Source organism: Kitasatospora sp. NPDC096140 (genome assembly GCF_040303045.1).
GTDB lineage: Bacteria > Actinomycetota > Actinomycetes > Streptomycetales > Streptomycetaceae > Kitasatospora.
Window position 1 is genome coordinate 58,709 of the sequence record NZ_JBEOUW010000014.1, and the last position, 22,004, is coordinate 80,712.

The 22,004-nt window shown below is 74.1% G+C and carries 25 protein-coding genes; 11 read left to right on the top strand and 14 right to left on the bottom strand.

What is annotated here, in order from left to right:
- Positions 1-180 precede the first annotated feature (180 nt).
- The 3 genes from ABT048_RS16785 to sigE form a co-directional block, all read right to left on the bottom strand.
- Entirely contained in the window at positions 181-615 is a 435-nt protein-coding gene (locus ABT048_RS16785) for a sec-independent translocase (RefSeq protein WP_350522133.1), read from the bottom strand.
- A gap of 148 nt (positions 616-763) precedes the next feature.
- Positions 764-1,786, bottom strand: a complete 1,023-nt coding sequence (locus ABT048_RS16790; protein WP_350522134.1) for a zf-HC2 domain-containing protein — start codon at positions 1,784-1,786, stop codon at positions 764-766.
- Positions 1,783-2,514, bottom strand: coding sequence for an RNA polymerase sigma factor SigE (gene sigE, locus ABT048_RS16795; protein WP_396544748.1), 732 nt, complete (start codon positions 2,512-2,514; stop codon positions 1,783-1,785). Before sigE ends, ABT048_RS16790 begins: the two co-directional genes overlap by 4 nt.
- A 288-nt stretch (positions 2,515-2,802) precedes the next feature.
- On the opposite strand from sigE, the gene ABT048_RS16800 reads away from it, so the two are divergent.
- The gene (locus ABT048_RS16800) at positions 2,803-3,435 is read left to right on the top strand and encodes an O-methyltransferase (protein WP_189915839.1); all 633 of its coding nucleotides are present in this window, start codon (positions 2,803-2,805) and stop codon (positions 3,433-3,435) included.
- A gap of 115 nt (positions 3,436-3,550) precedes the next feature.
- On the opposite strand, the gene ABT048_RS16805 is transcribed toward ABT048_RS16800, so the two are convergent.
- On the bottom strand, positions 3,551-3,718 hold the full coding sequence (locus ABT048_RS16805) for a DUF3117 domain-containing protein (protein ID WP_014137929.1): 168 nt from the start codon (positions 3,716-3,718) through the stop codon (positions 3,551-3,553).
- Positions 3,719-4,018: 300 nt separating this feature from the next.
- Here ABT048_RS16805 and ABT048_RS16810 point away from each other — a divergent pair, with 300 nt between their 5' ends.
- On the top strand, positions 4,019-4,819 hold the full coding sequence (locus ABT048_RS16810) for an enoyl-CoA hydratase-related protein (protein WP_350522136.1): 801 nt from the start codon (positions 4,019-4,021) through the stop codon (positions 4,817-4,819).
- 70 nt (positions 4,820-4,889) lie between these two features.
- Here ABT048_RS16810 and ABT048_RS16815 read toward each other — a convergent pair whose 3' ends face one another.
- Both ABT048_RS16815 and ABT048_RS16820 read right to left on the bottom strand, forming a co-directional pair.
- Positions 4,890-5,483: a DNA-3-methyladenine glycosylase I gene (locus ABT048_RS16815; protein ID WP_350522137.1), complete on the bottom strand. Its 594-nt coding sequence runs from the start codon at positions 5,481-5,483 to the stop codon at positions 4,890-4,892.
- A complete protein-coding gene (locus ABT048_RS16820; RefSeq protein WP_350522138.1) occupies positions 5,480-5,926 on the bottom strand; it encodes a DivIVA domain-containing protein in 447 nt (148 codons plus the stop codon). The genes ABT048_RS16815 and ABT048_RS16820 overlap by 4 nt, the downstream gene beginning before the upstream one ends.
- A gap of 181 nt (positions 5,927-6,107) precedes the next feature.
- Here ABT048_RS16820 and folP point away from each other — a divergent pair, with 181 nt between their 5' ends.
- The gene (folP, locus tag ABT048_RS16825) at positions 6,108-6,920 is read left to right on the top strand and encodes a dihydropteroate synthase (protein ID WP_350522251.1); all 813 of its coding nucleotides are present in this window, start codon (positions 6,108-6,110) and stop codon (positions 6,918-6,920) included.
- Between the two features lie 63 nt (positions 6,921-6,983).
- On the opposite strand, the gene ABT048_RS16830 is transcribed toward folP, so the two are convergent.
- Both ABT048_RS16830 and dapE read right to left on the bottom strand, forming a co-directional pair.
- Positions 6,984-7,793: an LOG family protein gene (locus tag ABT048_RS16830; RefSeq protein ID WP_350522139.1), complete on the bottom strand. Its 810-nt coding sequence runs from the start codon at positions 7,791-7,793 to the stop codon at positions 6,984-6,986.
- A gap of 112 nt (positions 7,794-7,905) precedes the next feature.
- Complete coding sequence (gene dapE / locus ABT048_RS16835) at positions 7,906-8,982, bottom strand: succinyl-diaminopimelate desuccinylase (protein WP_350522140.1); 1,077 nt, start codon at positions 8,980-8,982, stop codon at positions 7,906-7,908.
- A gap of 189 nt (positions 8,983-9,171) precedes the next feature.
- Here dapE and ABT048_RS16840 point away from each other — a divergent pair, with 189 nt between their 5' ends.
- Positions 9,172-10,230 carry a VldE C-terminal domain-containing protein gene (locus ABT048_RS16840; protein WP_350522141.1) on the top strand — a complete coding sequence of 353 codons (1,059 nt, stop codon included), beginning with the start codon at positions 9,172-9,174 and terminating at the stop codon, positions 10,228-10,230.
- Between the two features lie 302 nt (positions 10,231-10,532).
- Complete coding sequence (locus ABT048_RS16845) at positions 10,533-11,336, top strand: prolipoprotein diacylglyceryl transferase (RefSeq protein WP_350522142.1); 804 nt, start codon at positions 10,533-10,535, stop codon at positions 11,334-11,336.
- 143 nt (positions 11,337-11,479) lie between these two features.
- Here ABT048_RS16845 and dapC read toward each other — a convergent pair whose 3' ends face one another.
- Complete coding sequence (gene dapC / locus ABT048_RS16850; protein WP_350522143.1) at positions 11,480-12,628, bottom strand: succinyldiaminopimelate transaminase; 1,149 nt, start codon at positions 12,626-12,628, stop codon at positions 11,480-11,482.
- Between the two features lie 20 nt (positions 12,629-12,648).
- Positions 12,649-12,975, bottom strand: coding sequence for a ferredoxin (fdxA, locus tag ABT048_RS16855; RefSeq protein WP_030061559.1), 327 nt, complete (start codon positions 12,973-12,975; stop codon positions 12,649-12,651).
- Positions 12,976-13,105: 130 nt separating this feature from the next.
- On the opposite strand from fdxA, the gene ABT048_RS16860 reads away from it, so the two are divergent.
- Both ABT048_RS16860 and ABT048_RS16865 read left to right on the top strand, forming a co-directional pair.
- A complete protein-coding gene (locus tag ABT048_RS16860; RefSeq protein ID WP_502894021.1) occupies positions 13,106-14,119 on the top strand; it encodes a GNAT family N-acetyltransferase in 1,014 nt (337 codons plus the stop codon).
- A gap of 85 nt (positions 14,120-14,204) precedes the next feature.
- Positions 14,205-15,113, top strand: coding sequence for a transglutaminase family protein (locus ABT048_RS16865; protein ID WP_350522145.1), 909 nt, complete (start codon positions 14,205-14,207; stop codon positions 15,111-15,113).
- 13 nt (positions 15,114-15,126) lie between these two features.
- Here ABT048_RS16865 and ABT048_RS16870 read toward each other — a convergent pair whose 3' ends face one another.
- Positions 15,127-15,756, bottom strand: coding sequence for a response regulator (locus tag ABT048_RS16870; protein WP_350522146.1), 630 nt, complete (start codon positions 15,754-15,756; stop codon positions 15,127-15,129).
- Between the two features lie 128 nt (positions 15,757-15,884).
- On the opposite strand from ABT048_RS16870, the gene ABT048_RS16875 reads away from it, so the two are divergent.
- Together ABT048_RS16875 and ABT048_RS16880 are read left to right on the top strand one after the other, a co-directional pair.
- Positions 15,885-16,841, top strand: a complete 957-nt coding sequence (locus tag ABT048_RS16875; RefSeq protein ID WP_350522147.1) for a MerR family transcriptional regulator — start codon at positions 15,885-15,887, stop codon at positions 16,839-16,841.
- A complete protein-coding gene (locus tag ABT048_RS16880) occupies positions 16,835-17,335 on the top strand; it encodes a GNAT family N-acetyltransferase (protein ID WP_350522148.1) in 501 nt (166 codons plus the stop codon). Before ABT048_RS16875 ends, ABT048_RS16880 begins: the two co-directional genes overlap by 7 nt.
- A gap of 40 nt (positions 17,336-17,375) precedes the next feature.
- Here the strand turns inward: ABT048_RS16880 and ABT048_RS16885 are convergent, their stop codons facing one another.
- From ABT048_RS16885 to murJ, 3 genes are read right to left on the bottom strand one after another with little or no spacing between them, the layout of a single operon-like run.
- Positions 17,376-17,726, bottom strand: coding sequence for a hypothetical protein (locus ABT048_RS16885; RefSeq protein ID WP_350522149.1), 351 nt, complete (start codon positions 17,724-17,726; stop codon positions 17,376-17,378).
- Positions 17,727-17,740: 14 nt separating this feature from the next.
- Positions 17,741-18,058, bottom strand: a complete 318-nt coding sequence (locus ABT048_RS16890; protein WP_350522150.1) for a hypothetical protein — start codon at positions 18,056-18,058, stop codon at positions 17,741-17,743.
- Positions 18,055-19,779, bottom strand: coding sequence for a murein biosynthesis integral membrane protein MurJ (gene murJ / locus ABT048_RS16895; protein ID WP_350522151.1), 1,725 nt, complete (start codon positions 19,777-19,779; stop codon positions 18,055-18,057). Before murJ ends, ABT048_RS16890 begins: the two co-directional genes overlap by 4 nt.
- A 143-nt stretch (positions 19,780-19,922) precedes the next feature.
- Between murJ and ABT048_RS16900 the strand changes: the two genes are divergently transcribed.
- Both ABT048_RS16900 and ABT048_RS16905 read left to right on the top strand, forming a co-directional pair.
- On the top strand, positions 19,923-20,588 hold the full coding sequence (locus tag ABT048_RS16900) for a response regulator transcription factor (RefSeq protein ID WP_350522152.1): 666 nt from the start codon (positions 19,923-19,925) through the stop codon (positions 20,586-20,588).
- 2 nt (positions 20,589-20,590) lie between these two features.
- Positions 20,591-22,000, top strand: coding sequence for a sensor histidine kinase (locus ABT048_RS16905; RefSeq protein WP_350522153.1), 1,410 nt, complete (start codon positions 20,591-20,593; stop codon positions 21,998-22,000).
- Positions 22,001-22,004 lie beyond the last annotated feature (4 nt).

Genomic DNA, 22,004 nt, shown 5'->3' on the forward strand with positions numbered 1-22,004 from the left:
CCCATGGTGGCGTACCGCGGCGTTCCCGGGGGCCGTTCCTGCTCCGCGACCACGCGGAATGTGACGGACGGCTCATCGGGAACAATCAGCACAATAGCGGCGCACACACCGCCGCCCCGCTCAGCCGGGCGGCCGGGCGGGGCGGTGGCGTGCTGCCGGAGCCTCGTGGCGGAGCGTGCGTCAGGTGGCGTCGGGGTCGAACGGGGGCCGCTCGCCGGGCGCCAGCGGAGCGCCGGCGGAGGCGGTCGCCGGGGCGGACTTGTCGAAGCTGACGCCGCCGCTGCGGCCGTTCACCGGCGCCGCGGGCTTGTCGTCCAGGACGGAGCGGATGTCCAGCGAGTCCTTCATGTCCTTGAGGCCCAGCGGGTCCGCCTGGTCGCCCATGAGCTGCTTGCGGACGAAGGTCTTGGGGTTGAGGTCCTCGAACTCGAAGTCCTTGAACTCGGGGCCGAGCTCGCTGCGGATGTCCTCCTTCGCGTTGTCGGCGAAGGAACGGATCTTCCGGACGAAGCCCATGGTGTCCTGGATCAGCTTCGGCAGCTTGTCCGGGCCGAAGATGATGATCGCCATCACGATGAGGGTCAGGATCTCCAGCCCGCCTACGTCGCTGAACACCTTTGCTCCCTAGCTCGTCGGACGACGGTTCCTACAGGGTAATGGCCACCGGCGAGTCTCCGACCCACGCTGCGATGAAGCCGTGGTAAAGACCTGCCGGTGGCCGAGCACGTCGGGAGCCGGACGCCAGGACCCCTCCGGGGACGCTCTAGCGGGTCTGCTGACGCAGTGCGGCGACGCCGCCGGGGTAACGCTCCGGGGAGGACGGCGGGGACGCCTCACGGGTCGCGGCGACCGGTCGGCCCGGGAAGTCCACCGGGACCTGCGCGGTCATCGGGACGAGGCCGCCGCGGCCGGTACCGGCGTTGCCGCCGGCCGGGCTGACGGTCGTGCCGTGGCGTTCCTCGCCCTGCGGGGTGAGGCCGCCGACGCCGCCGAGCGTGACCGCGGCGACGGAGAAGGCTCCGGCGGCGGCGAAGACCAGTCGGCGGCCGCGCGCGGCGGGGCGGACGGCTGCCGCGGCCGGCTGCGGCCGGGCCCCGTGGTCTGGTCCGACGGCGGGCTCGGGGCGGGCGGCGCGCCGGCCCATCAGCGGCCGCAGGACCGCGCCGCGGCCGAAGGCCCGCGGGTCGACCCCGGGCACCGGCGTGTCGGCGCCGAGCGCGCCCGCGCCGAAGGAGGCCCCGGCGCCGCGGCCGAAGGAGCCGCCGTCGAGCCGGCTGCCGCCGAGCGTGCCGGTGGCGGCGACGCCGCCGCCCGGCAGGTCGTCGTCGTCATCGTGGTGGGCCCGCCCGGGCCGCCAGTCGCCGTCCGCCGGGCCGTCCTCGGGGAGGTTGCCGACGGCCATCAGCCGGGCCATCAGCGCGGAGGACGGGCCGGGCGTCCCGGTGCGGGTCAGCAGGTGCTTCACGGAGCGGCCCTCGTCGACCTCGGCGAGGCACTGCGGGCAGGTCGCCAGGTGCGCCTGGACGCGGTCGCGCGAGTCGTGGCCGAGCTCGCCGTCCAGGAAGGCGGAGAGGCGCTCGCCGAGGTGGTGCTCCTCGGCGGCGGGTTCGGCGGGCCGTACGGGCAGCGCGTGCAGCGCCGTGTCGGCGGGCAGCGCCAGCGCGGGCAGCACGGGCTCACCGGGTTCGTCGGTACCGCGACGACCCGGCAGGGCCCAGCTCCGCCGGGTCGAGGACCGGCCGGACGTGTCCGAACGGTCCGAGCCGGACCGGCTGGTTCCGCTCACGATCGCCTCCGTCCGCGCCCACCGGGCGCGACGGCGGCCTCGACCGCGCCGACACCGACCGGCACCGGCTCCTCCGAGCCGCCGCGGCGCTCACGGCCGGGGGCCGAGCCGGGGGCACGGTGCTTGAGCGCGGCGCGCAGGTGCGAGCGGCCGCGGTGGATGCGGCTGCGGACGGTACCGAGCTTGACGCCCAGCGTGGCGGCGATCTCCTCGTACGACAGGCCCTCGATGTCGCAGAGCACCACGGCCGCGCGGAACTCCGGGGCGAGGGTGTCCAGGGCCTGCTGCACGTCGGCGTCGAAGTGGGTGTCGCTGAAGTGCTGGGCCGGGCTGGGCTCGCGGGAGGCGAGCCGCTCGGCCGCGTCCTCGCCGAGCGCGTCGAAGCGGATGCGCTGGCGCCGGCGGACCATGTCCAGGAAGAGGTTGGTGGTGATCCGGTGCAGCCAGCCCTCGAACGTGCCGGGGGTGTAGGTGGACAGCGAACGGAACACCCGGACGAAGACCTCCTGGGTGAGGTCCTCGGCGTCGTGCTGGTTGCCCGTCAGACGGTAGGCGAGCCGGTAGACGCGGGCGCTGTGCGCCTCGACGATCTCCTCCCAGGAGGGCGGAGTCCAGGTCTGCGCGTCGGGGCCCTCGGCGAACGTCGCGAGGGCGGGGGCCTCGGTGGTACCGGCGGCCGGCGTCGCGGCGGCGGGCTGGTCCAGGTCGGAATGCGCAGGCTGGTTCATCACGGGCTTCGGCGTACGGGCCGACGCGGTGCCGCGGGAGTGCCGCCGCACGGGCACGTCTCCCTCGGCCACACCTCCTCGGTCGGCTCTTCTGCCCAGCAGGGCCACCACCATATCCACCTCACCCGTCAAGCCCGGATAAAAGTGCCCGGGAGGTCTCCCGCACCCGGTCCGACATGACAACGGCCCGCCCCCGTACGCGGTTCCCGGTCGGCCAGTAATCTGTGGCAGGAAATATCGACATCCCCCGGCACCGGGCCGCCACCCGGGGCTCCGAAAGAGGCAGCCATCAGCGAGTTCGGGCCCGCGCGCGCGGCCCTCGCCGACACCTACGTGGGCGAGGACGCGGTGCTGACCTACGCCCGGGCGCAGTCCGCGCGGACCGGCATACGCGCGATCGGGCCGAGCGGCGGGGCGTGCCTGCGGCTGCTGGCCGCCGCGCTGGACGCCAAGGCGGTCGCCGAGATCGGCACCGGCACCGGGGTGTCCGGGGTCTACCTGCTGCGCGGCATGCGGCCGGACGGCGTGCTCACCACCGTGGACTCGGAGCCGGTGCGCCAGCAGCTGGCCCGCGAGGCGTACCAGGCGGCCGGGTTCGCGGCCAACCGCTCGCGGTTCATACCGGGCCGGGCGCTGGACGTGCTGCCCCGGCTCGCCGACGGCCAGTACGACCTGGTGTTCTGCGACGGCGACCCGGCCGAGTCCCGCGAGTACCTGCTGGAGTCGCTGCGGCTGCTGCGGCCGGGCGGCATGGTCTGCTTCGAGGGGGTCTTCCAGGAGGGCCGACTGGCCGAGCCGGAGCTGCAGGACCCGCAGACCGGCGCGGTCCGGGACCTGGTCCGGGACGTCCGGGAGAGCGAGGCGCTGCTGCCGGCGCTGCTGCCGGTCTCGGACGGGCTGCTCTGCGCCGTCAAGCGCTAGGGGCCGCCCCGGGGGCCCTGCCGGGGCCGCCGGGAAACGCACGGGCCCGGGCCGACATGACGTCGTGCCCGGGCCCGGCAGCGCATCTCCAGGAGATGGCGAGCACCTGCTGCGGTCAGCCGCAGGCCTTCTTCAGGGCCTCGCCGAGGGCGTCGGCCTCGTCAGGCGTGAGCTCCACCACGAGGCGTCCGCCGCCTTCGAGCGGAACGCGCATGATGATGCCCCGCCCCTCTTTGGTGACTTCGAGCGGGCCGTCACCCGTCCGCGGCTTCATGGCCGCCATGCTCGTTCCCCTTCCTGCAACCGCTCAGCTACGCACCGGCAGTCCGTCCACCGCCGGTATCGAACGCATTGATCGGAAGCCATTATCCCGCATGCCACGGGCTGATGACCAACATCACTCTCGGTGCAACCTCGGCCGGACCGCCCCCAACCGCCGCAATTCACGTCATAAGCCCCGGCGTGGCGGCAGTGCGGACGCCACCGGAAGGTGCGATACCTCACACTCCCCAGGCCACCGCGTGCTCCGGCATCCTGGCACACGACACCGACACCACGACGATCACCCAGGGAGCCCTCGCCCATGTCCGATTCCGTGCTGTACGAGCTGGACGGCGGCCTGGCCGTCATCACCATCAACCGCCCGGAGGCGATGAACGCCCTCGACGTGGCCACCAAGGTGGCGCTGCGCGACACCGTGACCGCCGCCGCCGAGGACCCGGCGGTGCGGGCCGTCCTGCTGACCGGGGCGGGCGAGCGCGCGTTCTGCGTCGGACAGGACCTGAACGAGCACCTGACGATGCTGAAGCGGGCCGACGAGACCGGCGAGGGCGCGCTGCGGACCGTCGCCGAGCACTACAACCCGCTGACCCGGGCCCTGGCCGGGATGCGCAAGCCGACCGTCGCCGCGGTCGGCGGGGTGGCGGCCGGCGCGGGTGCCTCGCTCGCCTTCGCCTGCGACTTCCGGATCCTGTCCGACCGGGCCGGCTTCAACACCGCCTTCGCCGGGATCGGCCTGACCGCCGACTCGGGCGCGTCCTGGACGCTGCCCCGCCTGGTCGGGCACGCCAAGGCCACCGAGCTGCTGATGCTGCCCCGGACGGTGAAGGCCACCGAGGCGATGGAGCTGGGCCTGGCCACCAAGGTGGTGCCGGCCGACGAACTCGCCGCCACCGCCCGGGTCTTCGCCCGCGAGCTGGCCGAGGGTCCGACGGTCGCGTACGGCGCCATCAAGGAGTCGCTGGCGTACGGCGCTTCGCACTCGCTGTCCGAACTCCTCGACAAGGAGGACGAGCTGCAGACCCTGGCCGGCGAGAGCGAGGACCACCGGATCGCGGTGCGCGCCTTCATCGCCAAGGAGAAGCCGAAGTACGTGGGCCGCTAGCGAGCGGCCACCGGGGAACGGCCGCCGGGAACGGGCCCTCCGGGGCCGGGCCGCCGGGCGGGCGGCGGGCTCAGCCCTTCGCCCCGGTGCGGACGTGGCAGTCCGCCAGGTGGTCGTCCACCAGGCCGCAGGCCTGCATCAGGGCGTAGGCGGTGGTCGGGCCGACGAAGCGGAAACCCGCCTTCTTCAGCGCCTTCGCCAGCGCCGTCGACTCGGGCGTGACGGCCGGCACCTCGCTCATCCGGCGGGGGGCCGGCCGGCCCGGCTCCGGGGCGAAACCCCAGATCAGCGCGTCCAGCCCACCCTCCAGGTCACGGGCGACCCGCGCGTTGGCGATCGCCGCCGCGATCTTGGCCCGGTTGCGGATGATGCCCGCGTCGGCGAGCAGCCGCTCCTCGTCGGCCTCGCCGAACTCGGCGACCTTGCCGATCTCGAACCCGGCGAACGCGGCCCGGAAGCCCTCGCGGCGGCGCAGGATGGTCAGCCAGGACAGGCCGGACTGGAAGGCCTCCAGGCAGACCCGCTCGAACAGGGCGTCGTCGCCGTGCACCGGCCGGCCCCACTCGGTGTCGTGGTAGACCCGGTAGTCGTCGGTGGAGTCACCCCAGGCGCAGCGGAGCAGCCCGTCCGCGCCGAGCACCGAACCGTCGACCGGTCCGGTCACTGGTCGTTCACCGGCTTCGCGTCCTCGGGGGCCCGGGCCGGCTCCCCGGACGACGACTTGGTGAGGGCGACGGTCGGCTCGACGACCTTGGCGAACTGCTCCAGGCCGGGCAGCGGTTCGGCCGCCGGGTCGGGGCCGGTGGTCGCCTCGACCGCGCCGCGCAGGTGGGCCGCGGCCTCCAGCTCGGCGATCCGCACGTCGCGGTAGGCCAGTTCGGCGCCCAGACGGTCCAGGACGTCGTCCACCTCGTCCATCCGGTAGCCGCGCAGCGCCATCGGCAGGCGCAGTTCGTCCACGTCCGCCTTGCCCAGCGGGCGGTCCTGCGGGAGCCGTGCGGAGATGCGGTCCGGTACCGCCTCCGGCATCGAGCCGCCCCCGCCGAGCGCCACCAGGGCGGCGCCGCCGACCACCACGGCCATGGCGACCACGATCACCCAGAACACGAGCTGTCCTCCCGAACTCCCGGTCGGCCTTCGTCGAGGTGCCAGGGAACCAGACTGATCATGACAGCATGGTCCCTTAGTGAGGCCGGGGGCCATCATCGCACCCGCAGGAGCTCTGGAGGAGACATCGGTGGCACTGCGCCTGGGACCGCGGGAATTCGGTGACGACGAACTGGTGATCATGGCGATCGTCAACCGGACGCCGGACTCGTTCTTCGACAAGGGCGCGACCTTCGCCGACGAGGCCGCGTTCGCGGCCGCCGACCGGGCGATGGCCGAGGGTGCGGCGATCCTGGACATCGGCGGGGTCAAGGCCGGGCCGGGCGACGAGGTCACGGTCGAGGAGGAGCTGCGGCGCACCGTGCCCTTCGTGGCCGAGCTGCGCAAGCGCCACCCCGACGCGGTGATCAGCGTGGACACCTGGCGGCACGAGGTCGGCGAGGCGGTCTGCGAGGTGGGCGCCGACCTGCTGAACGACGCCTGGGGCGGGGTCGACCCGAAGCTCGCCGAGGTGGCCGCCCGCCACGACGTCGGGCTGGTCTGCACCCACGCGGGCGGCGCCGAGCCGCGCACCCGTCCGCACCGGGCCGGGTACGAGGACGTGATGGCGGACATCCTGCGGGTGACCGTGGGGCTGGCCGAGCGCGCCGTGGAGCTGGGCGTGCGGCGCGACGCGGTGATCATCGACCCGGGGCACGACTTCGGCAAGAACACCCGGCACTCGCTGGAGGCCACCCGGCGGCTGCCGGAGATGACCGCGACCGGCTTCCCGGTGCTGGTCTCGCTGTCCAACAAGGACTTCGTCGGCGAGACCCTGGACAAGCCGGTGGACGAGCGGCTGCTCGGCACGCTGGCGACGACGGCGGTCTCGGCCTGGCTGGGCGCGCAGGTCTACCGGGTGCACCAGGTCGCGGAGACCCGCCAGGTGCTGGACATGGTCGCCTCGATCCGGGGCACCCGCCCCCCGGCGGTCGCCCGCCGGGGGCTGGCGTAGGGCCCCAGGGAGCTCGGCGGCGCCCCTTCGGCTCGCTCGCGGGCCCGCTCGCGCCGGATCCCGTCAGATCTCGTTCACGGGCCGGCGGGCGTCGGCGAGGATCTTCATGACCTCGTCGACCTCGTCGGTGATGTGGAACAGCTCCAGGTCGTGCGGGGCCGCCTTGCCCTGCGCGACCAGGGTGTTCTTCAGCCACTCGAAGAGGCCGCCCCAGTACGCGGTGCCGTAGAGGATCACCGGGAAGCGGGTGACCTTCTTCGTCTGCACCAGGGTGAGCGCCTCGAACAGCTCGTCCAGGGTGCCGAGGCCGCCGGGCAGGACCACGAAGCCCTGCGCGTACTTCACGAACATCGTCTTGCGGACGAAGAAGTAACGGAAGTTCAGCCCGAGGTCGACGAACTCGTTGAGGCCCTGCTCGAAGGGCAGCTCGATGCCGAGCCCGACGCTGAGGCCGCCGGCCTCGGAGGCGCCGCGGTTGGCGGCCTCCATCGCGCCCGGGCCGCCACCGGTGATCACCGCGTAGCCGGCCTCGGCGAGGGCCCGGCCGATGGCCATGCCGGCCTCGTACTCGGGCGAGTCCGCCGGGGTCCGGGCGGAGCCGAAGACGCTGATCGCGGGCGGGAGTTCGGCGAGGGCGCCGAAGCCCTCGACGAACTCGGAGGTGATCCGCAGCACCCGCCACGGGTCGGTGTGCAGCCAGTCGGTCGGCCCGGTGGTGTCCAGCAGGCGCTGGTCCGTGGTGCTCGTGCCGACCTGGTCCCGGCGCACCAGCACCGGGCCCTTCTGCTTCTCGGGCCAGGCCTTCTTCTTCCGCGGCACGCCGACCTGCTCGGGGCCGTGTCCGTACTGCTTTTCGTCTCCTGTGCCTGTCATGACGAAACCCTACGCCCGCCTTCCCCCGTTTTCAGGCAACGGGGGAAGGTCGGTTGGGCAACCGGAAGATGGCGTTCGACCGTTGATCGGATCGGCTGCCCGGGAACGGGGCTCAGTCGGTCAGCCAGGCCCGCAGGCACTCCTCGGTCTCCGCGATGGCGCTCAGCGAGCAGTGCTCCTCCCGCTTGTGCGCGAGGTTCGGGTCGCCGGGGCCGTAGTTGACCGCCGGGACGCCCAGCGCGCTGAACCGGGCGACGTCCGTCCATCCGAACTTGGCCCGGGCCTGGCCGCCGGTGGCCGCCAGGAAGGCCTGCGCGGCCGGCTGGGAGAGGCCGGGCAGGGCGCCCGGGGCGAAGTCGGTGACGGTCAGCTCGAAGCCGTCGAAGACCTCGCGCACGTGCTTCTCCGCGTCCGCCTCGCTGCGGTCCGGCGCGTAGCGGAAGTTGACCGTGACGACGCACTCGTCCGGGATCACGTTGCCGGCCACGCCGCCGTCGATCCGGACCGCGTTCAGGCCCTCGCGGTACTCCAGGCCGTCGATCTCCACCCGGCGTGGCTGGTACTGCGCGAGCCGGGTGAGCACCTCGGCGGCGCGGTGGATGGCGTTGTCGCCGAGCCAGCTGCGGGCTGCGTGGGCGCGCACGCCGGTGAGCCGGATCTGCGCCCGCAGGGTGCCCTGGCAGCCGCCCTCGACCATGGCGCCGCTGGGCTCCATCAGCACCGCGAAGTCCGCGGCCAGCCACTCCGGACGGTCCTTGGCGAGGTGGCCGAGGCCGTTGCGGTGGGCCTCCACCTCCTCGCAGTCGTAGAACACGAAGGTGAGGTCGCGGTTGGGCTCGGGCAGGGTGGCGGCGAGCCGCAGCTGGACGGCCACGCCGGACTTCATGTCCGAGGTGCCGCAGCCGTAGAGCAGGTCGCCCTCGACGTACGAGGGCAGGTTGTCGGCGATCGGCACGGTGTCCAGGTGGCCGGCCAGGACGACGCGCTCGGCCCGGCCCAGGTTCGTCCGCGCGACCACGTTGTTGCCGTACCGGTCCACGGTGAGGTGCGGGTAGCCGCGCAGGGCGGCCTCCACGGCGTCGGCGAGCGCCTGCTCGTCGCCGCTCACCGACGGGAAGTCGACGAGCCGGGCGGTCAGCGTGCCGCCGTCGAGGGTGAGGTCCAGGGGCGTCGGGTTCGGGCTGCTCATGGCGCCAGCCTAGTCCGCGCCCCGTGCGCGCTGCGTGGTCGCCCCGTGACACCGGTGCGACACCTCCGCGACACCGGGGAGACACGTTCTGTGACACGGATGGGACTCGGTTCGGCAACCGGGGGGCGCCGCACATCCGTCCGAGTGGGTACGGTGTCGGATCAAGGAGCAGGCGCGAGAGGGGCGACGGTGGCCAGGAAGAGGAGCAGCGAGGAGCTGGGCGACGAGACGGCGCCCGCCCGCCGCCGCGGGCCGCTGCGCGCGCTGCTGTTGGTGATCGTCGGACTGCTGGGCCTCGCGCTGGTCGCGGGCCTGGCCGTGGTCGGCATCTGGTGGTTCGGCTTCAAGCCGGGCGAGTCCGAGGGCTGCACGGTGAAGACCGCGGCCGGCAACGGCACCCTGGAGCTGCCGCAGGCCGCCAACGCCGCGACGATCGCCGCGGTGGCGCGCTCGCGCGGGCTGCCGGACCGGGCGACCGCGATCTCGCTGGCGACCGCCATGCAGGAGTCGAAGCTGCGCAACCTCGCGGGCGGCGACCGGGACTCGATCGGCCTCTTCCAGCAGCGGCCCTCGATGGGCTGGGGCACCCCGGAGCAGATCGCGGACCCGGTGTACGCGACGAACAAGTTCCTGGACGGCCTGGTCAAGGTCCCGGGCTACACCCGGCTGCCGCTGACCGACGCCGCGCAGGCGGTGCAGAAGAGCGGCTACCCGCAGGCCTACGCCAAGCACGAGACCAAGGCGACCCTGCTCACCTCGGCGCTGGCCGGCCGCGAGCCCGCCTCGTTCTCCTGCATCGTGCACGACTACGCCAAGCCGGACCCGGGTGACTCCCCCTCCCCGACCGCCACCGCCTCCGCCACCCCGGCCGCGGCGCCGGACCGGGCCCAGGTGCTGTCCGACCGGGTGCGTCGGGAGTTCGGCCGCACCGTCACCCCGGCCACCGGGTATGCCTCCACCATCAAGGGCGCCGAGAACGCGGTGGCGCTGACCCCGGACCCGGCCACCGCCGCGCTGACCTCCTCCGCGGACGCCGGGGCCGACGGCGGGGTGAGCGCCGAGCGGGCGAGCGGCTGGGAGGTGGCCCACTGGGCGGTCGCCCAGGCCCAGCAGCTGGGCATCGCGACGGTCGCCTACGACGGGAAGATCTGGCGCAAGAGCAAGTCGGAGGACGGCTGGCAGCCGCAGCCGTCGGGCACCTCGACCAAGCTCGTCCAGGTCACCATGGCGGCACCCGACAAGGGCTGACGCACAGACGTACGGGTTGCCGCCGGACGGGTGATTCCGGTCAATCCCGGTGGACCGGCGGCGCGTTCCGCTCCCCCGGCCGGAGAACCGTCACTCCCCTTGGCCGGGCCGGTTCCACGGCCTCCGGCGGGACCCGGACGTCGTCTCCACTGCGGTCGTACGATCCGATGGTCGGTCAGGACCTTTCCTTGCAGCGACCGAAACCTTCTGGCTTCTCAAGCGGTAACAACCTCGTCCGCCCGGTCGTCCACGCCCGGTCCCAGGGGCGGACGGGACGGACCCAGACCCCTTCGAGGAGCCCCATGTCTCACCCCCTCACGCGCCGGATCGCCCAGGCCGCGCTCGTCGTGGCGGCCGGAGCGACCCCGCTGGTCGCGGCCGGCTCCGCGTCCGCCCTGGGCGGGGACGCCCTGCTGCCCAAGAGTGACCTCGCGGCACCGCTGGGCCAGCTGACCAACACCGACACCGGTTCCACCCTGCAGCACACCACCCACCAGCTGGGCCAGGCCGCCGGCACCACCGGTGCGGCCACCGTCGCCGCGGGCGTACCGGCCTCCGCCGACGCCGCCGGCAACATCGTCGCCCAGCAGCTCCCCGAGGCGAACGAGAAGGCCAGTTCGCTGACCGCGCCGGTCGACCAGACCGCCGCCACCACCGGCCAGCTCTCCGCCGTCACCCCGAAGGTCGCCTCGGCCCTGGCCGGCAAGCTCGGCGAGGCCGTCACGGGCAGGAGCGCGGCCACCCGCAGCGCCGACGCCGGCGCCGGCCCGGTCGGCGGACTCTCCCAGGCGGGCTCCGTCGCGCAGGCCCTGCCGGGCGCCGGCAAGCTCTCCGGGGCCGTCCCCGGCACCAACGCCGTCACCGACGCGCTGCCGCTGGGCTCGGTGGAGCGCGCGCTGCCGCTCGGCTCGGTGCAGCACGCCCTGCCGGCCGACCTCCCGGGCGCCGACGTCCTGGGCCTGGCCGAGCACGGTTCGGCCAACCGCCTCGGCGGCGCCGACCTCGGCCCGAACAACCCGCTGTCCGGCCTCACCGGCGCGCTCGGCCCGCTGGGCGGGCTGCTGAACGGTGTGAACGGCGGCAGCATCAGCGGCCTGCCGCTGTAGTCAGGACGCGGTGTCCGGACGCTGTAGTCAGGACGCGGTGCCCGGACGCGGTAGCCCGCGTGCGGTGGTCCCGATGCCGAAGGGCCGGTGTTCCGAGGAGGAACACCGGCCCTTCGCGCGTGCGTGCTGCGTGCTGCGTGCGCTCAGCGCGCCGCGTTCAGCCGCTCCACGGCCGCGGCGACCCGCTCGTCGGTCGCGGTGAACGCGACCCGGACGAAGCGCTCGCCGGCCGGACCGTAGAAGTCGCCGGGCGCCACCAGGATGCCCAGCTGCGCCAGCTCGGCCACGGTCTCCCAGCACGGGCGGTCCTGGGTCGCCCACAGGTAGAGGCTCGCCTCGGAGTGCTCGATCCGGAAGCCGTAGGCCTCCAGCGCCGCCCGCAGCGCCGAGCGCCGGGCCGCGTACCGCTCGCGCTGCTCGGCCACGTGCGCGTCGTCCGCGAGCGCGGCGACCGTCGCGGCCTGGACCGGCGCGGGCACGATCATGCCGCCGTGCTTGCGCACCTCCAGCAGCTCCTTGACCACCACCGGGTCGCCCGCGACGAAGGAGGCGCGGTAACCGGCCAGGTTGGAGCGCTTGGAGAGGGAGTGGACGGCCAGCAGGCCCTCGTGGTCGCCGCCGCACACCTCCGGGTGCAGGACGGAGACCGGGTCGGCCTCCCAGCCCAGCTCCAGGTAGCACTCGTCGCTGACCAGCAGCGCCCGGTGCTCGCGGGCCCACTCGACGGCGCGGCGCAGCTCGTCCGCGCCCAGCACCCGGCCGGTCGGGTTGGACGGCGAGTTCACCCAGAGCAGGCGCACCCGGGAGCCGTCCAGCTCGTCCACCGAGTCGTACTCGACGGGCTCGGCGCCGCACAGCCGCGCGCCCACCTCGTACGTGGGGTAGGCCAGGCGCGGGTAGGCGACCTGGTCACCGGGGCCGAGGCCGAGCTGGGTCGGCAGCCAGGCCACCAGCTCCTTGGAGCCGACGGTCGGCAGGACGGCCTGCGGGCCGATCCCGGCGCCGAGGCGGCGGTGCAGCCAGCCGGCGATCGCCTCGCGCAGCTCCAGCGGCCCCCAGACGGTCGGGTAGCCGGGCGTGTCGGTGTGCGCGGCCAGCGCCTTCTGGATCAGCTCGGGGACCGGGTCCACCGGGGTGCCGACCGAGAAGTCGCAGAGGCCGCCCGGGTGCGCCAGGGCGGTGGTCTTGTACGGCTCCAGCTTGTCCCAGGGGAAGACCGGCAGGAGGTCGGAAACGCGGCGCGCCGCCCCCGGGTGGCCCGGGAACGGCGCGCGCGTGCTGTCGTTGCTCACAGCTTCGTTGCCACCGATCGTCAGTGGTCGGCGTTCTGCGGCGGCAGAGCGGCGATGAACGGGTGGTCACGCTCGATCAGGCCCAGCTTCGAGGCACCACCGGGCGAACCCAGGTCGTCGAAGAACTCGACGTTCGCCTTGTAGTAGTCCTTCCACTCCTCCGGAGTGTCGTCCTCGTAGAAGATCGCCTCGACCGGGCAGACCGGCTCGCAAGCGCCACAGTCGACACACTCATCCGGGTGGATGTAGAGCGATCGCTCGCCCTCGTAGATGCAGTCAACCGGGCACTCTTCGATGCACGCCTTGTCCTTCACGTCGACACAAGGCTGCGCGATGACGTAGGTCACGCTGTCGTTCCTCCTCGGAAGGGCCTGGTGGCCCGTTCTGTTCTGCTCGCGTGCGCGGTGAGCGCGGCGTCGTCGATGCCCGCCCCTAGTATCGCGGGTCGGAGACCGCAAATGCACAGGAGGTGGCCACATGGCGACGGGCAACCCGGTCGACAGCCGTCCGGAGGTCCGGATAGATCGCTCTGACGTGGGACGACGCGTGTCCGTCCGACGCCTCGCCGAGTTCGTGGACGACCGTCCGGTGTTCCGGGATTCGATCGGCGTGCTCACATCGTGGGACGATCATGGGTTGACGGTCGTGCCGCGCTCGGGGGATCCGGTCTTCTTGCCGGAGAAACTGCTGGTCGCGGGCAAGGTCGTGCCGCCGTTTCCCGTCCGGCGCGCCCCGCTGCCGGTCGCCGCGCCGGTCGAGCTGCAGCGGATCGCGGGGCGCGGCTGGCCGGCCGTCGAGCAGGAGCCGCTCGGCGAGTGGACGCTGCGCGCCTCGGCCGGGTTCACCCGGCGGGCCAACTCCGTCCAGGCCCTCGGGGACCCGGGGCTGCCGCTGCCGGAGGCCCTGGCCGCCGTCCGGGCCTGGTACGCCGAGCGCGGGCTTCCCTCCTACATCGAGGTGATCACCCCCGGGTCGCCGGAGGAGCTGCGGACGGAACTCGACCGGCTGGGCGCCGGGTACGCGCCGACCCTGGTCCGCACCAGCCCGCTGGCCGGGCTCGCCCGGGCCGGCGGCGGGCAGGACCGGGTGCGGCTGTCCCGGACGGCCGACGAGGCGTGGCTGTCGCTGTACCGGCGGGTCGGCGACGACCGGGAGGTCGAGGAGGCGGCGCGGCGGGTGCTGCACGGCGGGCCGTCGGTCTGGTTCGCCACCGTGCCGGGAGCGCCCGGGCAGCCGCCGCTGGCGATCGGACGCTGTGTCATCGAGGGGGCCTGGGCCTGCTTCGGCGCGATCGAGGTGCAGCCGTACGCGCGGCGGGCCGGGCTGGCGACGGCGGTCATGGCGGTGCTCGCCTCGCGGGCCGCCGAGGAGGGCGCGACCGGCGGGTACCTGCAGGTCGAGGCGGAGAACGCGGGGGCGATCGCGCTCTATGACGGACTCGGCTTCACGACCAGTCACACTTACCACTACGCCCTCCTTCCCCAGGGGTAGCGCTCGGGCCGATCCGTCGGCTTGTCTGTCCCCCGCCCCGTCCGCCGGTCGTCTTGTCCGTCCGTCGTCTTGTCCGTCCGTCGTCTTGTCCGTCCGCCGTACGAAAGCCGTCGCCGTCACCGTGACCGAGCAGAGCAGAGACCGCTTCCGGACCGCCGCCCGCTCCGAGCAGCCCGACCCGGTGCTGCTCTGCCTGCTCGCCGCCGCCGAGCACCGGCCGGCGCTCGACCCGGGCGATCCCGGCGAGCCGCCGGGCGTGGACGCCCTGCTCGCCGCCTGCGAGGCCGCGCTGGACCGGCACGCGGCCGCCGTCCGGCTGACCGTCGCCGAGCGCGCGCCCGCCGGGCCCGAGGAGACCGCCGCCCTGCTCGCGGCCGTCCTCGGCGGGCGGGAGCGGTTCCACGGGCGGCAGGCGGACTACCGACGGCTGGAGTCCTCCCTGCTGCCGGAGGTGCTGCGGCGGCGGCGCGGGCTGCCGATCATGCTCTCGCTGGTGTGGATGGCGGTCGGGCGGCGGGCCGGGCTCACCGTCCACGGCATCGCGCTGCCCGGCCACTTCGTGGTCGCCGTCGGCGGGCCGGCCGGCGGCGACGACTACGTCCTGGCCGACCCGTTCCACGGCGGGCGGCTGCTCGACCCCGGGGACGTCGAGGACCTGGTCGCCGCCGCCGGGCACGAGTTCACTCCCGACCTGCTCACCCCGGCCCAGCCCCTGGACATCGTGCTGCGCGTGCTCGGCAACATCCGCGTCTGGGCCTCCGACCGCCCCGAGCAGGCCCGCACCCAGCTCTGGGCCACCGAACTCGCCCTGCTGCTGCCCCGCCACCCCGCCCAGCTCCGGCTGGAGCGGGCCGAACTCCTCGTCCGCACCGGGGACTTCCTCGGCGGCTCGGCGGAGATGGACGCGTACGCGCAGATCCTGGACGCCTTCGACCCGGACGGCGCCGCCAAGGTCCGGCAGGAGGCGCGGGCGGCCCGGCACCGGCTGAACTGAGCTCCGGCCGGAGCTACAGCCAGCCCTTCTCGCGGGCGATCCGGACCGCCTCGGTGCGGTTGCGGGCCTCGGTCTTCTGGATCGCCATCGACAGGTAGTTGCGCACCGTGCCCTCGGACAGGTGCAGCCGCCTGGCGATGTCCGCGTTCACCGCGCCGTCGGCGGCCGCGCCCAGGACGTCCCGCTCGCGCGGGGTCAGTGGGTTGGCGCCCTCCGCCAGCGCGGCCGCCGCCAGCACCGGGTCGATCACCCGCTCGCCGCGCAGCACCCGGCGGATCGCCTCGGCCAGCTCGGCGGCCGGCGCGTCCTTCACCAGGAACGCGTCGGCGCCCGACTCCATCGCCCGGCGCAGGTAGCCGGGGCGGCCGAAGGTGGTCGCGATGACCACCTTGGTGTGCGGCGCCTGCCGGCGCAGCTCGGCGGCCGCCTCGATGCCCGTCATCCCCGGCATCTCGATGTCCAGTACGGCGACCCGCACGTCGTTCGCCAGCACCGCCGCCACCACCTCGTCACCGCGCCCGACCTGCGCGACGACGTCGATGTCCCCTTCGAGGCCCAGCAGCGCGGCCAGCGCCTCCCGGACCATCCCCTGGTCCTCGGCCAGCAGTACGCGGATCGAGGCCCCGTTCTCAGTGTCGTCCATGGCCATGACCTTAGGGGGCGGGCCGGAGCGCCGGGCGGGCAGACGGGCCGAGCGGGCAGACGGGCCGAGCGGGGCGGGCTGCCAACGGACTTGAGTCTCCGGTAGGGGGAGAGTCCACAGTGGTGCCCATGGACGGCAGCTCCCCGGACGACGGCATCCGGTACTCGATCGGCGACCTCGCCCGGCGCACCGGGCTCACGGTCAAGACCATCCGGTTCTACGCCGACACCGGCCTCGTGCCGCCCACCGACCGCACCTCCGCCGGCTACCGGCGCTACGACGTCCACGCGCTCGCCCGGCTGGACCTCGTCCGCACCCTGCGCGAGCTCGGCCTCGACCTGCCCGCGATCCGCCGGGTGCTGGAGCGGGAGACCCCGCTGCACGAGGTCGCCGCCGCGCACGCCGAGGCGCTCCAGGTGCAGATCCGCACCCTGCGGCTGCGCCGGGCGGTGCTGCTCGCGGTCGCCCAACGTGACTCCACCCCAGAGGAGATGAAACTCATGCACAAGCTCGCCGCACTCTCCGACGCCGAACGCCGGCGCCTCGTCCACGACTTCATCGACGAGGCCTTCGGCGGCCTCGACGCCAACCCCGAGTTCGTCGCCATGATGCGCTCCGCCATGCCCGAACTGCCGGACGAACCGCGGCCGGAGCAGGTCGAGGCCTGGGTCGAGCTGGGCGAACTCGTCCAGGACCCGGACTTCCGCGCAGCGGTGCGCCGGATGGCCGAGCGCCAGGCCGCGGAGCGGGCGGACGGGGACCGCGGCGGCCTGCACACCGAACTCACCGCGACCGTACGGTCCTCGGTGGGCACGGCCCTGGCGGACGGCATCGCCCCCGCCTCCCCCGCCGCCGACCCCGTCGTCGACTCCCTGACCGCCGCCTACGCCGAGGCCTTCGGCCGCCCCGACGACGCCGACCTCCGGCGGTGGCTGCTCGACCGCCTCGGGATCGCCGACGACCCGCGCGCCGAGCGCTACTGGCACCTGCTGGCGACCGTCAACGGCTGGCCCGCCCCGGAGAGCCTGCGGGAGGTATTCGAGTGGTTCGGCGAGGCCCTGCGGGCCAGACTGTCGGGATGCTGAGCCTGGAACCCCTCCGCCCGGACCACGCCGAAGCCCTGCTGGCCTTCGAACGCACCAACCGCGCGTACTTCGCCCGCAGCGTCCCCGACCGTGGGGACGACTACTTCGCCGACTTCCCGAGCCGGCACGCCGCGCTGCTCGCCGAACAGGGCGCGGGCACCTGCCGGTTCCACGTGATCCGGGACGCGGACGGCGCGCTCGTCGGCCGCGTCAACCTGGTCGACATCGCCGACGGCACCGCCGAACTCGGCTACCGGGTCGCCGAAGCCGCCGCCGGCCGGGGGATCGCCTCCGCCGCGGTCGCCGAGGTCTGCCGACTCGCGGCCGGCCCCTACGGCCTGCGCTCCCTGACGGCGGGCACCTCCGTCGACAACGCCGCCTCCCAGGCCGTGCTCGTCCGCAACGGCTTCCGGTTCGGACACCGGTACCTGCTCGGCGGCCTCCCGGCCCTCGCCTACCGCCGCGACCTGGACGACCTGCGCCCGGCGCACTGACCGGAGCGGCCGGGCTGCCCGGAAAAGGGACCGGGGCCGGTCAGAGCCAGCGCAGGGCGGCCTCGACGCTGTCCGCGCCGCTGGTGTTGAAGGCGATGGCGGACCCGGGCGCGTGGCGGCGGACGAGGTTGACGACGAGTTCGAAGAACGGGAGGGCCGGCTCGGGCTTGCGGATGCCGCCGCCGATGACGACGACGTCCCACCCGTGCCCGTCGAGCGCCGCGACGATCGCGGGCTCGGCGGTCGCGTCGGGGGCGACCAGGGTCATCGCGGCATCGATGCCGTGATCGGCGAAGCGGGCGAGTTCGGCGTCGAGGACGACCCGCACGGCGTCGCCGTCCATGCCGGGGACGCTGTGCGGGTCGAAACCGAGAACGAGGACGGTGGGCATGCCCGGTAGGACGATCAGGCCGCCTCGCCGGGTTCCCCGCGCAGGAAACGGGCGGCGTCGGCCAGGGTGAGCTTGGGGTCGGTCCAGGAGCAGACCTCCAGCCGGGAGAGCCGCCCGTCCTCGGCGAAGAGGAGGACCTCGCCGTCCTCGCCGAGGTCCGTCTCGGCCGCGATCTCCGGACGGGCCGCCGGGTCGGGGCCGGTGAAGTGGACGGTGCAGCCGCAGGCGCAGCGGGCCCGGATGCGCAGGTACGGGACCTGGGCGCGCAGCGGGTGGCCGTCGGGCAGGAGGACGTCGAGGGTGTGGCGGACGTCGGCGGGGAGCTGGTTCATCGGCGGCGCAATCGCGTGGTGAGGGCGGACAGTTCTTCGACGCGGAGGAGGTGGGCGAGGAGCAGGTAGACGACGGCGAGGGCGGCGCCGGCGGGCAGCAGGCCGTAGCGGGCGGTCCACCAGGCGGCGGCCGCGGCCGGGAGGGCGGCGGCGAGCAGCTTGAGGTGGGCGCCCAGCACGCGCAGCGGGCCGAGGCGCCGGCGCAGCAGCAGCTGGGCCGCCACGCAGGTGAGCAGGAAGGAACCGCCGTAGCAGCCGGCCATCCCGGTGACGACCCAGCGCAGCGGCAGCAGCCGGTGGCAGAGCAGGGCGCCGAGCACGGTGGCGGCGACGGGCAGGAGGTTGAGCAGGAAGGGCGTGCGGCTGTCGCCGAGCGCGTAGAAGGTGCGGGTGAGCGCGTACGCGGCCGAATAGAGGACCAGGCCGGGGGCGAAGGCGGCCAGCATGCCCGCGATGGCCTGGACGTCGGCGGAGCCGGTCCGGCCGTGGCCGAAGGCGAGGGCGCACAGCTGCGGCGCGAGGACGGCCAGCGCACAGGCCGCCGGGACGGTCACCACCCCGATCGTGCGGACGGTCCGGGAGAGGATCCCGCGGACGGCGCGCGGGGTGTCGGCGGCCGCGCTGAGCGCGGGGACGGCGGCGGTCACCACGGACACCGTGATCACGCCGTGCGGCACGATCCACAGCAGGTACGCGCTGCTGTAGGCCGTGTACCCGACGCCCGGGAGACCGGCGGCGGCCGCCTGCGAGCCGGCGAGCGTGGAGAGCCGGGTCACCACCCAGTAGCCCACCTGGTCGCTGAGCACCAGCAGCAGCGTCCACCCGGCGGCCCGCAGCGGCTCGCCGAGCCCGGCCTGCCGCCAGTCCCAGCGCGGCCGCAGCCGCACCCCGGCGGCCCGCAGGCAGGGCAGCAGCACCAGGCTCTGCACCACCACGCCCGCCGTCGTCCCGGCGCCCAGCACCGTCAGGTCGGCGGCGGAGAAGGACCGCTGTCCGACGTACGCACCGAACACCCCGATCACAACCAGGTTGTTGAGCACGGGCGCCCACGCCATCGGCGCGAACCGCTGTCGGGCGTTGAGGAGTTGGCCCAGCACCGTGAACAGGCCGTAGAAGAACACCTGCGGCAGGCACAGGTACGCCAGCAGCACCGTGCGGTCCAACTGCGCGTCGCCGTACGAGGTGTACGCCCGGACGACGAGCGGCGCGGCCGGCACCACCACGGCCGTCAGCACCAGCAGCGCGGCCACCAGCACCGTCACCAGCCGGTTGACGTGCGCCGCCCCGCCGTCCGCCGACTCCTTGGCGGCGCGCACCAGGTGGGGCACCAGCGCGGTGTTCAGCGCGCCGCCGATCAGCAGCACGAACAGGATGTTGGGCACCGTGTTCGCCACGTTGTAGCCGTCCGCGAGCACCCCCGAGCCCAGGACGGCCACCAGCACCGCCGAGCGGACGAAGCCGGACGCCCGGGACACCACCGTCCCCACCGCCATCACCAGGCTCGGCGGCACGGTGCGCCGCGGCTTGCGGTGCCGGGCGGACGGGACGGGCCGGGCCGGCGGAACGGCCGGGGCCGACGGAACGGGCCTGGCCGACGGAGCAGGCAGGGCCGGCCAGCCCGGGGCCGGGTGCTCCCCGGCGGACCTCGGCTCCACCCCCTGCCCGGGCTCACGGGCGTGCCCGAGCTCACGGGCCCCGACGGCCTCCTGGAGAACGGTCATCCGCCAGCTCCTCTCGCTCCGGGCACCGGCCCGAACAGGCCGGCGAGAACGGCGAGAGCATGCGTCAAGTGCCCTGAAGCGAAGCTGAGAAAGCTGAAGACCGCTTAAGGAGCGGATCCGGCGCCGGTGGCATCCTGATCCGCATGGAAATTCTGATGGTGGAGGACGACCCCCAGGTCGCCGCGGCCGTCCGGCGCGGCCTGGAGGCCGAGGGCTACACCGTCGACCTCGCCCCGGACGGCCTCACCGGCCTGCGGCTGGCCCGGCGGCACGCCTACCGGGCGATCGTGCTCGACATCATGCTTCCCGGCCTGAACGGCTACAAGGTGTGCGAGGCGCTGCGCGCCGAGGGCGTGACCACCCCGATCCTGATGCTGACCGCCAAGGACGGCGAGTACGACGAGGCCGAGGGCCTGGACACCGGCGCCGACGACTACCTCACCAAGCCGTTCTCGTACATGGTCTTCCTGGCCCGCCTGCGCGCCCTGATCCGCCGCAGCCAGACCCCCGGCCCGCTGCTGCGGGTGGGCGACCTGTGGCTGGACCCGGCGGGCCGCCGCTGCGGCCGCGGCAGCGCCGAGATCACCCTCACCGAGCGCGAGTTCGCCGTGCTGCGCTGCCTGGCCGAGCACCCCGGCGAGGTGCTGTCCAAGCGCCGGATCGTCGACGAGGTGTGGGACATCGCCTTCGACGGCGAGGAGTCCATCGTCGAGGTGTACGTCAGCATGCTGCGCCGCAAGGTGGACTCCCCGTTCGGCGTCCGCTCGATCACCACCGTGCGCGGCGCCGGCTACCGACTGGAGGCCTGACCGTGCTCAGCCGCCTCTCCACCCGCCTGCGCACCTCGCTGGCGGCCGGTCTCGCGGCCCTGCTGCTGCTCGGCGGCGGCGCCTGGTGGCTGCGCGACCACATGTACGACGCCCAGCTGCAGGCCGCCGAGTCGGAGGCCAAGTCGCAGGCCCGGGAGATCAGCAACAACTTCAAGTACGGCCAGCAGCTGAAGGACAAGGCACAGCTGCCGTACCTGGTGCTGGGCAACGACGGCCAACTGGTCACCATGGGCGGACCGCTGACCACCCAGCACCTGGTCGGCCCGATGCCGACGCTGGTGCCGCACCTGGCGCCGGACGACTGGCAGACGGTCCAGCGGATCACCATCGGCCCCGTCGGCACGGCCGCCGCCAACCGCTACTCGGGACGCACCTTCGTCGCGATGGGCGCCTGGAGCCCGCTGCTGGAGAAGGACGGCTACCAGCCGCGGGCGGGGACCAACCCCTACACGGTCTACGTGCTGGCCACGCCGTTCGTCGCCGAGGCCTCGCTGCGCACCATCGACCCGGTGCTCCGGGCCGGCGTGCCCGTCGCGGCGCTGCTGGTCGCGCTGACGGCCTGGGTGGCGACCCGCCGGGCGCTGCGCCCGGTGGACGCGATCCGCGCCGAGCTGGCCGAGATCGGCGAACACCGACTGGACCGCCGCGTCCCGGTGCCGCCCTCCGGCGACGAGATCACCCGGATGGCCCGGACCACCAACGCCACACTGGACCGGCTGGAACGCTCGGCCGCCCAGCAGCAGCGCTTCGTCGCGGACGCCTCGCACGAGCTGCGCAGCCCGATCGCGGCGCTGCGCACCAACCTCGAAGTCTCGCTGGCCCACCCCGAACGCACCGACTGGCCGGCCGCCACCCAGGAGGCGCTGACCTCGGTCGAGCGGCTCCAGCAGCTCACCGAGGACCTGCTGTTCCTGGCCCGGGGCACGCACCCGGCGGCGGCCGGCCAGCTCGCCACCGTCGACCTGTCCGCCGTGCTGCGCGAACTCGCCGACCAGTACCGCCCGGCCCTCCACACCCGGCTCGTCCTGCAGGTGGACACGCCCGAGGCGGTCCTGGTGCGCGGCAGCCGGATCCGGCTGCACCGGCTGGTGCGCAACCTGCTGGACAACGCCAAGCGGCACGCGGCGACCGAGGTGGTGATGTCCGCGCGGCAGACCGCGTACGGCTGCGTCGTGGAGGTCCGGGACGACGGCCCGGGCGTGCCGCCGGAGGACCGCGAGCGGATCTTCGAACCGTTCACCCGGCTCGACGAGGCCCGCAGCCGGGACGCCGGCGGCAGCGGCCTGGGCCTGGCCATCGCGGCGGACGTCGCCACCCGGCACGGCGGCAGCCTGCGCGTCGCCCACGCGCCGCGCGGCGCCCGCTTCGTGCTGGAGCTGCCGTCCGCCTGACCGG